Here is an 11,883-nt window from a genome sequence, read left to right as displayed (position 1 = left end):
ATCTACAGATTTAGCTCTTCTAAAATTTGACGAAATGCATGCTTCAATTCCTCGGTGTTTTCCTGATGCCCATCAAGTTCCAATCGTTTTTCAAACATCTCCATGGGCGTCACATCAGCAACACTAATTCCTGGCTCAAAGGCTTCTGAAGCGCCACGTATTTTATTAAGGAAATTCAATTTTGATTTGACGATTTTAAGATGATCGTTCTCGTAGTTTTCCAATAAATCGTCCAAATCGCGGCGGATCTGTATATTTTCATTGGGTTCATTCACAATGATTTCGGCAAGGGAAACGAGATCTGTATGCGACGTATAACTATATAATTGTGATTTAACGTCTTCGAGGGTGCCTTGAAACGCCAGCAAATGTCTGAACTTCGGGATGGGCAGGATATCCACCTGAACCTGTTGTCCGCTGACTGAAATAACATTGACCTGTTTCACCTCTTCTTTTTCACTAAAACTCAAAGAAATTGGCGAGCCCGAATAATAAATATTTTTTGATACGGCATAAGGTTTATGGATATGCCCCAAAGCTACGTAATGTGGCGCATCGCCAAAAATAGTTCCTGAAACGCCTGCCTGATTGCCAATTTGGATATCTCTCATACTATCAGAAACCTGAGCGCCCTGAACGTATAAATGCCCCATGACTATGAAGCAAGTTCCCGGATAATGTTGCGCGTAATGCAAATTGACATTAGAAAAATAAGATTTAATCCCGTCCCGAATCTGCTCAATCTTATCGCTATAAGATTCCCCAGCCACGGCATTCCTGATATCCTTATCTCTTAAAAATGGCACCGCGGCAATCACTACCTCCTCGTCTTTCTTAGTATATTTTATAAAGAGATCATTGATAGCCTCAGGCGCACCACCAATCACATCAATATTCAGAAACCCAAGAATGTCCTTTGGCGCATTTAAAACCAAGGCAGAATCATGATTGCCACCGGTCAAAATAATTTTACATTCGGTAGCAAGCATACGTTTTAGAAACCCGTAATATTGTTTTAGTGAGGCTTGCGAGGGATTGGCTTGATCAAATACATCGCCTGAAACCAATAGTAAATCGATGTCTTCTTTCGCAATGGTATCCAATAGCCAATCGAAAAACAATTCCAAATCGTCGGACAAGTCTACCTTATGCAACTGTTTACCTATATGCCAATCGGCCGTGTGTAATATTTTCATTTAAAATCAATTAGGATCTGAATTCAAGATTTATGGTTAGGCTCATTTCGCTAATGCAAACCAAATTTAAAACAAAAAAACGTTTGGTAATAAAGATGGAAAAACCCTCAGAAAGCGCATAATTTTTATACTGTTTCAATCAGACCCTAAACTTAAGAATATTTGATTGAAGTGGATACAGATTTCCGCAAAAGAGGACCAAACTTTGGTATTTAATGAACTATCTCGACCCGTGTATACGAGGTATCAAATTCGAATTATTTTTTTACATCGACGCAGAGCATCGGGGAATACAACCCAAATATCCCGCATTGCTTCGTAACTTTTTAAAATTGAGTTTCACTAATTTAAACCAGTCCAATTTCAAACATCCGAAAAGATAGTTGATAAATCATGCTGACATTTTAGAAGGTCTCACGATGGTTATTATTGAATACCAATCTTCAATATTTATAAATCCTTAGTTAGGATAATAAAAAGAAACTTTCAATGTCAATTATTAAACTCATTAAAAACTAAATTATGAACGTAAAATTAAACTTTGTATTCTCATTCGCAGTGCTCATGATAACGTCCTCAGCACTATTTAGCCAATCGCACGAATTGGATTGGGTGGTTCCCCTGGGAGCTGAAGGAAGAGAAGAAGGAAAATCGATTGTCACGGACGTGGAGGGCAACGTGTATACTGTTGGGTATTTTGAAAATACCATTGATTTCGATCCCGGTGAAAACACCTATAATTTAACCTCCGCCGGATTTTTCGACATATTTATCCAAAAGCTCAACCCCAATGGCGAGTTTTTATGGGCTAAGCGTATTGGAGGCATAACAGCCGATGTAGCCAACGACATTACCATTGATGCCACAGGAGATCTCTATATTACTGGAACGTTTACTGAAACCGTAGATTTTGATCCTGGCGAAGACACTTATAATTTGACTACCGGAGCAACAACTCCGCACGTAACGAACATTTTCGTACTCAAACTTGATGCCGATGGCGATTTTATTTGGGCAAAACATATGGTAGGTGATGGCTATTCAAGTGCGCAATCTATCACCACGGATACCAATGGACATATTTTAGTGACAGGAGGATTTTCTGGCACTGTGGATTTTGACCCGGGAGAAGGCACCGTCAACTTAACCTCATCTGGAAACCAAGACCTCTTTATTCTCAAAATTGACAGCAACGGCAATTTGATTTGGGTAAAACAAATGAGCGGTGCATCAAAAGCCTTTTCTATAGACACAGATGCAAATAGCAATATCCTTACTACCGGTTATTTTTGGGAAACCGTAGATTTTGATCCCAATGATGGAACCGTCAATTTGACATCGCATGGTTTTAATGACATTTTTGTGCAAAAACTTGATGTGGATGGCAACCTTCTTTGGGTGAAGCAGATGGGATCGGAAAAAACAGATCAAGGCATTGCACTCACCGTCGATATGGATGGCAATGTGTATATCACAGGTGGATTTAGTGGCACGGTGGATTTCAATCCCGATGCAGAAACTTTAAGCCTGACCTCTAACGGTCAATCGGATATCTTTATTCAAAAGCTCGATCCAAATGGCAATCTACTCTGGGTAAAGCAAATTGGTGGCACACATTACGACATAGGGAACGCTATAAAAACAGATGCCAATGGTGATGTATACATTCTTGGGAACTTTAATAACACGATAGATTTTGATCCTGGGGAAGGCATCTTTAATATGACAGGAAGTAGCCACGATATGTTTTTGTTAAAATTAACGAGCGACGGCAGTTTTATTTGGGCAAAAAACAGCTTTGGAAATTTTGAATCCGGGTCAAGCGCAAATTCCATGGTCATTGATGGCGATACTATTTACTGCACTGGTTCTTTTACCGGGATGACAGATTTTAACCCATTAGGTGACGCATATGAACTTACATCCAAAGGTTATTGGGACATCTTCATTCTGAAATTCAGTCTTCCGTCACTCAATCTCGTTGAAAATTCACTTTTGGATAACTTTATAATACATCCAAATCCCACCAAGGGCAAATTCTCCATAGAATTCAAAAGCCTACAAACCTCAATGGACGTCCAATTATATAATCTTGCAGGCCAATTGCTTATGGAAAAACGATTCCAAGACCTTAAAATACTACCGTTAGAGATTCAGCAAGCCGACGGCATTTACCTTCTTGAACTCAAAGATGGTCAAGGTCGAAAAGCCACGGTTAAACTGGTGAAAAATTAAAGTAGCGAATAATTAAAAATTAAAAAACTATAATAAGAACATTGGAATAATGTAAGATTTTACATTTGGTCCGACGACTGTAAAATAATCGCCATTGCCCAATCAGAATATGGTCTTATAATCTTTCCTGATTTTGGTCTCTTAAGCCACTCAAGTCTATATTCTTGATTCTATCGGCGAAGCGGTCCTGATGTACTTCCCTATTCTTTTTTCTAAATACTTAATCCTATGAACTCAATTTTTCAAATCATGCATCACTAAAATCGGTACTTTACTGCTATAGGCAATTCCTTTAACGAGAGGCTGATTGAGAATGCTGGCAAAAAACGAATGCTTGCTATTTATAAAAGCCACCATATCACTTTCTCTACTTTCCACAAAACAATTAATGGCAGCAGGAACAGACAGCTGACTCAATAAGTGGAAAGAATGGCTAACCTCTTCAAAATATTCGTCCAAGAGCTTTTTGTTATTGGTCTGCTGCTCGTTTAATTTATCTTCTTCTGAAACGTGTAATACTTTTATGGAGGCATGACTGCTTTTTGCAATATTGATCAAATGTTTTAATTCCTGTTTCTTAAAACTGGTTTTATAGTTTGTTGGAAAAACAATCTCCTTAGGAATTTCACGCTTAGCCAGTTGTGGCACCACAATCACCGGGCAATTCCGTACCTATTCCATAACATCAATTGCCGTACTGCCGTAAATCTTACTTCTGGCATTGGTCTGACCACGGGTGCCCATCACAATCAATTCTATGTCTTTTTCTTCCACAGCAGCTTTAATGGCCTGTAATGGCTCATTAAAAGTGGAAATTGTTCGAAAACTGTGTTTCGAGTTTCCATGGTCATTAAAGGCCACTTCACTCAACAGTTTGGCCAGCTGATTATCAGAGTTACTTTTTGTGGCTTCATATAAATCGCTGCCCGGCTCCATCCCAATCAGACTCTCAAGATTGGTTGGTTTTATAAAAAAGACGTTTAAAAGATAAAAAATACATTCTTGATCTTTATATAGTTCCAAGGCATATTTGATGGCCTGTAGCGCATTGTCTGAAAAATCAGTAGGTAATAATATTTTTCTTTTCATGGATGTTTATTTAATTCATTGTTGTTGCCTAAAATCTTGACCTTATCAAAACATTGTTCGCCAACGTTGCTATTTAATAAGCGCCCTAATACTTAGTACTTGATACTCGATACTTGATACTTAATACTTTATTCTGGTATCACCAAAAAAGGTACGATCGGTTGGAATCCAATCTTTTTGATTACCGGTTCCTTGATGACTTTTTCAACAAAACTATGTTTGTAATTGACCATAGCAAGCACATCAATATCAAAGTCAACCACAAACTCATTGATCTCATCAGATTTTGTCCCAGATTTTTCCATCCAGTGAAATGTATATTGATGGTTTACCAAATGGGCTTGAAGGTCTCTCATGTTGGTTTCTTGCAGGACATTTAATCCACCTTGCAAACTGAGGTGCAAAATATAGATATGTGCTCGGTATAAATCGGCAAAATTGAGCAATGCCTGTATTTCTTTCGCTTCAAAAACACGCGTGAAATCAGTAGGAAATGCAATGTGTTTTGGCACTTTAAACTCATGGGCATCGGGTACGGCTATCATCGGGCAACTTTTCAAACTTTGCATAATCTTGACCGTATTGCTTCCTAAAAAATATCTATTCACGCCAGTGGCTCCTTTAGTTCCGGTAATAACCATGTCAATGCCATTAATCTTTACCGCTCTTTTAATGGCCTGTGAAATCTCTTCAGAAGTACTAATGACCTCAAACCCGTGCTTGGGATTATTTAATTGCGCTGCACGATCTTTCAAGGCATCCAACTCGTTTTTTGAAGTTTCAGCTAAAGTGTCCAAATACTTTGCGGTTATATAGGATCTTGAGTCTGAATGGGCGAGGGAAATAGAATTTAAAAAATAAAAAGTACAATCACGATCAGCGTATAGGTTTAAAGCATACTGGGTGGCCGTCCAGGCATTGGCCGAGAAGTCGGTTGGAATTAATATATTAAGTTTATCTAATGACATCATATTCTAATTTTTATTGCTGTTTTGAGGGAATGACAAGAAATGGAATATTTAAATAAAAGCCAATCTGATTGATGGTATCCTTAAAAAACAAATTCTCAAAAAATGAATGTTTATTATTGATCATGACCAACAAATCAATGTCGTGTTCTTCCTTAAATTTGTCAATAGCTGCAGGAATCTCCATGTCTTCAACATCATGAAACTCATAGGCCATTTTATCAAAGAAGGTTGGCAATTTGTTTTTGTTCTGATGTTGCTCATCACTAAAACCATAGCCGGTATTAACGTGCAAGGCATTGATTTTGGAATTGTGCAGTTTGGCTATTTCCTTAAGTGCATGTAGTTGTGTTGCGCTAAACTCCACTTCTAAATCGGTTGGGAATAATATTTCCTTTGGCACTACATATTCAAAGTCTGAAGGAATGGCCAATACAGGAAACTTAACCTCTCTAAATACTTGAACCGTATTAGAACCAAACAGTATTTTCTTTGCGCCCGTTGCGCCTTTGGTTCCCATAACCACCAGGTCAATATTCCGCTCAGAAATCAGCTCTTTAATCCCCGCAATCAGGGTTTCAAATCTTGCAATGGTTTCAAATTTATGGTTTGGATTGGTTCCAAATGCTTTTAAAAGCTTCGTTATAAGGTCATCCAGACCTTTTTGAGAGGCCGCTCTTATGGGATCACGAAGTCCAAATTGCGCAGGACTTTGCAATACGTAGGTCAGATCATAAACCACTGGTGTATAAGCATTGAACAGATGAAAGGTACACTGATGATGTTCAAAAAGTTGAATGGTATATCTAATAGCATTCAAAGAATTGTCAGAAAAATCAGTAGGTAGAAGGATATTTTTCATAATCAATTTTTAAGACGCATGGCTTGAACGTGTCGAATTCTGCATTGCCAATAACGGAATCTTAAGATCAAGACTTACTTTATCGATAGTGGACGGGAACAACATATTTTCTAAAAACGAATGCTGGGTGTTCACCATAACCAACATATCAACATCATGTTTTTTAATATATCCTTGAATGGTTTCAGCCACCTGCCTGCTATTCTCAGTAATGAAGTTTATTTCCGTTTTACAGATGGTGCCTTTCATAAACGCCTGATTGTCTTCCTGTCTGAGCGATAATTTCTCAACTTTAGAAACATATAAAACATCAATAATACTTCGGTAAGGCGAGGCCAAATCACATAACAACTTTAATTCTCTACGTTTGTAAGGAATCAGGTAATCGGTTGGAAACAAAATACGGTTTGGCTGGGTGTTGGTATAATTCTTGGGTATGGCCAAAACCGGACATTGTACATATTTTAAAACTTGGAAGGTTTGGCTGCCAAAAACAATTTTACGATCATCAGACTTACCTTTTGTTCCCATGACAATTAAATCGATATTTTTAGTGTCTGCAATAGTGTTGGCTTCTTCTACCAGACTACCAAAAGCTGAAATACTGTGATAGGTGTATCGCGGATTAGGTGCCAGCTCCTTCACCGTTTTAAGCAGCTCTTTCAAGCTCGCTTCAGATTCGGTTTTTACACGCTCCAGAACCTCATCAAAATTGTCACGGGACACCAAATCCTTATGTTCATAGACATCTTTCTGATAGGCGTGCATAAAATAAAACTCAACCTTTTCATATTTAAAAAACTCCAAGGCATAGTTGATGGCATTCATTGAGTTTTTAGAAAAATCTGTTGGAAAAAGAATAGAAATCATAGTGAATAATTTTGATTGATATGGGATAAAGTTAACAGAATAAAATCACAAAAACTATGATATATGTCATTTGGAGGGCTGCCTAATTGCCGCGCCGGCCTCGTCGGCAGACAGGAAAGCAAAAAGCCTTCAGATTCAGCGAAGCTAATTACAGGTTAAAACAGACCAAAATAATAAATGACACAATCATTTCACAAAGAATCACTTCACCATTGGTTGAAGTTCATGTACGCTAAAGAGCTCTACGTGGAACCTGTGTGATTCTGTTTTTCGACCACCTCGCCAGCATGAACGGACGGGCAGGCCTTCTGCTTCTTTGCTGAAGCAAAAGCCACTCCCCTTTAAAAAAAGGAGCATTTTAAATTGAGCATGACAGCTAATTTATTAATCCGTTGAATTCTCTCAATACTTGCCCTGAGTTCTCGTTTCTCAAAAATCAATCTCCGTGTTGCTCTGTGAACGCTCCGTGCAACTCTGTGTCAAAACTAAAAATCTACGCAAGAAAAAGTAGGCACAGGATAGACATAAATAAGATTCCTGCGAAAACAGGAATTAGTCTATTTGTCGTGCATCACCAAAAATGGAATATGCGTATGGTATGTCATTTCCTCAATTTTATTATGGAACAAAATCCGCTGAAAGTAATTCAGGTTCTTGGCTACCATGGCCACCATTTTGATATCCCTACTCTGCACAAAACATTCAATGGCATCTTCGACGTTTCTATTGGTAAGTTTATGAAATTGGGTATCAAATTTATGGAAATATTCATTGAGCACATCTTTATTGTCTTGCTGTGCAATAGTTAGCGTATCCTCATTGCTCGTAACATGCAACACCTGTAAACTTGACTTATGAGCTTCCAGAATATTATAAAGTGGCTGTAAAAGATCTACCGCATAGGTTAGCAGATAATCGGTTGGAAAGGCCACTTCTTTCAAATCGGTGAATTTTGCATCCTCAGGAACCACCAGTGCAGGACACTGAACTTTTTTTATAACATCGGCGGCATTACTTCCAATAATAACCTTTCTCAATCCACTGGCGCCCTTAGTTCCCATAACAATCATATCTATCTTCTTTTCCACCACATGGTTACGGACGGAATCCACAAAAAAGTTATAATCGGTTAAGGTGAAAAAATGATGGTTGGAATTCGCCGGGAATTCTTTTGAGATGCGCTTCAATAAAGTATTTAATTGCTTTTTTGCGGGTTTGGTAAACGTTTTTTCAACAAAATCCTTCGTTTGAACATAGGGCGAATCTGTCGCAGTCACATAACTTAAAGAGTTGACATGCAATAGATAAAAAGTACATGGTGTTTTTTCAAAAAATTTGAGCGCAAAGCCAATAGCATTCCATGCGTTTTCAGAAAAGTCAGTTGGTAAAAGTATGTTTTTCATGTTTTACAATCATTAGAGTAAGCAAAACAAATATATAAGGAAGAATACTCCCATTAAATGATATCGGTCATATATGTCCGATTTTAGATTATTAAAAATCAATACTGCCCGAGAAAAGTACATATTTCACTGAATTGTATTGGCAAATCACTCAATTTTGAGTGACTCCTTTTAAGATTGGAGACCTTCAAGTGGTCAACTCCATGGCTGTTAAGCAATAGAAATGTAACATTGTTTAGCCGGTCACAACAAATCGGATCAATAAATCTCCTGAAGTTTTTTGAGATCTAAGATTTTAATATTTCTACCTTCAATCTCTATCAGACCGTCTTTTCTAAAATTGGAAATAGTTCGTATCAATGTTTCGGTAGCAATACCAGCCACACTTGCCAAATCACTACGGGAAATTTTTATGGAAGCTCCTGCTTTTGGATCTATTTTTTCTGCGAATTTTAAAATGGTGCTTGCCGTTTTCTTTTGAACAGAACTGTAGGCCATTTGCAGCAATTGATCTTTAACACCCTTTAAATCATCGGTCAACAGTTCAATAAGTTCATAAGTAATATGCGGATTCTTATCTAAAATCTTTTTAAGCTCTTCTTTTGAAATGCCAACCGCTTCAGTGTTTTCAAGGGCGGTTGACGTCTCTTGATACGGAATATTTTGAAGAAAGGAAGTATAACCAAATATATCGGAAGCTTTATATAAAGCTGTAGTCAACTCTTTCCCCTGTTCATCGAGTTTATACGATTTTACAATCCCTTTGTTTATCAAAAAAATGATGTTGGAATTTTGGCCTTCCTCATAAATCACTTCCCCTTTCTTAAAGTCATAAACTGTTCCGTTTACCTCAAAAAAGCTCTTCAAATCGCTAAGCGTATTTAATTCGTCGGTATTGTCTTCTTCAGCTAAATGGGTCTCCTTACCCCTTATTTCCTGTAAGATTGCGGCTTTGGCCAACCGACTTTCAATGGCACTCACCAATTCATCTTCACTAAAAGGCTTGGTAATATAATCGTCAGCTCCCAAGTTCATTCCTTTTCTTACATCCTGTCGTTCTGTTTTTGCAGATAAAAAAATAAACGGAATATGCTTGGTATGATCATTCTTGGCCAGCTGTTCCAAAACCCCATAACCATCCAGTTCTGGCATCATAATGTCACAAACAATAAGGTCAGGGTGTACATTTTTTGCTTTCTCTACGCCTATCAGACCATTAGCTGCCACATCAACCTGATAGCTTAACAGTTCCAAAAGTTCTGCCGTATTGTCTCTTAATACAGCATCGTCTTCAATTAATAATATCTTTTTAATCATTGTGCTTTATTTGGGATGGTTAATATAAACGTTGACCCTACGTTTTCTTCACTTTTAAAACTTATGGCACCACCTAAATTCTCAATATGCGATTTAACAATGTTCAATCCAATGCCAGTGCCTTGGGTGGTCAACACATTTTCTGATCTAAAATAACGGTTAAATATATTTTTTTGATCCTTTTCAGGGATACCAATCCCTGTATCTGATATTTCAAAAATAGTGTCCTGACTATTTTGGGTGATCTTAATGGTAACATCAGAATGTTCTGGAGAATATTTAATGGCATTATGCACCAAATTTGACAAGGCCAATTCTATCGTTTTTTCGTCTTGAACAATCGTAATCTCATCAATATTTTCGGGATATTTTATCTGCTGCCCTTCTTTTAAGAGCATATTGGCATTGTAAACCACTTCATTGAGCACCTTACTCAATCTAAACTTTGTGAACTTATAGTTTACCTTTCCTGTTTCCAATCGTTCTATGGACAAGAAATCGTTTAAAATGGTATTCAGGTAATTGACTTTGTCTTTTATGATTTTTATATGCTTATCCCGATTGCCTTGCTGTGTTTCCAAGGTGTATTTCCCCAAAAGGATGGACGAGGTCAAAATACCGCTCAACGGAGTTTTGAATTCGTGGGAAACCAAGGATAAAAATTTGGTTTTTAACTCGTTGAGCTCCTTTTCCTTTTCAAGTGCTATTTCCAATTGCTTGGTTCTTAATTCCACCGTTTCCTCTAACTTTCTGGTGTAATTCTTTTGTTCGGTGATATCCAAAACAATAGAAATAAACACTTCCCGATCACCTAACATCGATAATTCCAAAGTAATATGCACCGGATACAACGTGCCATCTTTCCGCTCATGAACGGTTTCAAACTCCATTTTGTCGCCGCTATCATTTATTAAAGAGGTCAGCAATGCCTTAAATTCCGTTTCAGAAAAATCCGGTTTAATATCTACAGGCGTCATGGTTTTGAGGGTTTCAAGACTGTAGCCCAGGTTTTTTTGTGCCCCATAGTTCACATTCAAAAACTTTAAAGTATCTGAATCAAAAACAAAAATTTCATTGAGCGAATCGTCAAAAATTTTAGTGAGGTAGTTGCGTTCCTCTTCGGCCTTTTTGCGTTGGGTAATATCATTCTGAATGCCTATAAAATGCGTCACCAAGCCATTTTTATCCTTAATTGGGTTGATGTACAATTCATTCCAAAATAAAGTGCCGTCCTTTTTATAGTTTCTTAAGGTCACCTGGCAGCTATTCCCGTTTTTGATAGCGGCACGCACGGCGCTCAAATTTTCTTGATGTCTATCGTCAGCTTGTAAAAACCGACAATTTTTTCCGATAATTTCATCCGTTGCATATCCCGTCAAGGTCTGAAAGGCAGGATTGAAATAAATGATGGGATAATCCTTTATGGCCGCGTCACATATAACAATACCATTTCCAGCCGATTGGAGTGCCTCACTTCTTAAATTCAGATTTTCTTCAATGGCCCGACGCTCGGTAATATCCACAACCAGTGCCATAACCAAAGTTTTACCGTAAAGCTTGAAAGGGTTCAACCCCACCTCAACCGGAAAACGAAGGTTACTTTTGGTAAGCCCATATAAATTACGGCCGTGACCCATGCTCCGTTTTTCGCTATGCTTATAGAACTCATTAAAATGTCCAACATGCTTTTGGTGATACTCTTTGGGAATTAAAGTGTTCAAAGTCATCCCAACAAGCTCATGGTCATTGTACCCAAACATGGCATTGGCAGAGGCGTTGGTAGACACGATGTTCTGGTGTTCATCCACAATTATAATCCCTTCAGAAACGGCGTCTGAAAGTATTTGTAAAATATCCTCTCTCTTTTGGAACATTATGGAAACGTAGATTGATTTTTAAAAGATGTGAAGATAGTAACAAATTATAAAATTATTTAAATTTTT

General features: G+C 37.8%; 10 protein-coding genes. 1 reads left to right on the top strand and 9 read right to left on the bottom strand.

Going from position 1 to position 11,883, the window contains the following annotated elements; genetic code table 11:
* Window positions 1-2: 2 nt before the first annotated feature.
* The gene (gene sbcD / locus H3Z82_RS06345; protein ID WP_182203812.1) at window positions 3-1,196 is read right to left on the bottom strand and encodes an exonuclease subunit SbcD; all 1,194 of its coding nucleotides are present in this window, start codon (window positions 1,194-1,196) and stop codon (window positions 3-5) included.
* A gap of 522 nt (window positions 1,197-1,718) precedes the next feature.
* Between sbcD and H3Z82_RS06340 the strand changes: the two genes are divergently transcribed.
* Window positions 1,719-3,431, top strand: a complete 1,713-nt coding sequence (locus H3Z82_RS06340; protein WP_182203809.1) for an SBBP repeat-containing protein — start codon at window positions 1,719-1,721, stop codon at window positions 3,429-3,431.
* 234 nt (window positions 3,432-3,665) lie between these two features.
* Here H3Z82_RS06340 and H3Z82_RS19630 read toward each other — a convergent pair whose 3' ends face one another.
* The 8 genes from H3Z82_RS19630 to H3Z82_RS06305 all read right to left on the bottom strand — a co-directional run bounded on the left by H3Z82_RS19630 (window position 3,666) and on the right by H3Z82_RS06305 (window position 11,814).
* Window positions 3,666-4,082 (bottom strand): hypothetical protein, encoded by a 417-nt coding sequence (locus H3Z82_RS19630; protein WP_235982389.1) that lies wholly within the window; start codon window positions 4,080-4,082, stop codon window positions 3,666-3,668.
* A 21-nt stretch (window positions 4,083-4,103) separates the two neighbouring features.
* Window positions 4,104-4,520, bottom strand: coding sequence for a universal stress protein (locus tag H3Z82_RS19625; RefSeq protein WP_235982388.1), 417 nt, complete (start codon window positions 4,518-4,520; stop codon window positions 4,104-4,106).
* Between the two features lie 128 nt (window positions 4,521-4,648).
* Window positions 4,649-5,491, bottom strand: a complete 843-nt coding sequence (locus H3Z82_RS06330) for a universal stress protein (protein WP_182203807.1) — start codon at window positions 5,489-5,491, stop codon at window positions 4,649-4,651.
* Window positions 5,492-5,501: 10 nt separating this feature from the next.
* Entirely contained in the window at window positions 5,502-6,350 is an 849-nt protein-coding gene (locus tag H3Z82_RS06325; protein ID WP_182203804.1) for a universal stress protein, read from the bottom strand.
* A 9-nt stretch (window positions 6,351-6,359) separates the two neighbouring features.
* Window positions 6,360-7,220: a universal stress protein gene (locus H3Z82_RS06320; protein WP_182203802.1), complete on the bottom strand. Its 861-nt coding sequence runs from the start codon at window positions 7,218-7,220 to the stop codon at window positions 6,360-6,362.
* Window positions 7,221-7,777: 557 nt separating this feature from the next.
* A complete protein-coding gene (locus tag H3Z82_RS06315) occupies window positions 7,778-8,623 on the bottom strand; it encodes a universal stress protein (RefSeq protein WP_182203799.1) in 846 nt (281 codons plus the stop codon).
* Between the two features lie 258 nt (window positions 8,624-8,881).
* Window positions 8,882-9,937, bottom strand: a complete 1,056-nt coding sequence (locus tag H3Z82_RS06310) for a response regulator (RefSeq protein WP_182204463.1) — start codon at window positions 9,935-9,937, stop codon at window positions 8,882-8,884.
* The gene (locus H3Z82_RS06305; protein ID WP_182203797.1) at window positions 9,937-11,814 is read right to left on the bottom strand and encodes a PAS domain-containing sensor histidine kinase; all 1,878 of its coding nucleotides are present in this window, start codon (window positions 11,812-11,814) and stop codon (window positions 9,937-9,939) included. The genes H3Z82_RS06310 and H3Z82_RS06305 overlap by 1 nt, the downstream gene beginning before the upstream one ends.
* Between the last annotated feature and the right edge of the window lie 69 nt (window positions 11,815-11,883).

The sequence above is a fragment of the Gelidibacter maritimus genome (assembly GCF_014062315.1).
In the GTDB taxonomy this organism is placed as follows: Bacteria; Bacteroidota; Bacteroidia; order Flavobacteriales; family Flavobacteriaceae; genus Gelidibacter; species Gelidibacter maritimus.
Note: the sequence above shows the minus strand (reverse complement) of the source record. Positions and strands in the feature narration are given on the sequence as shown.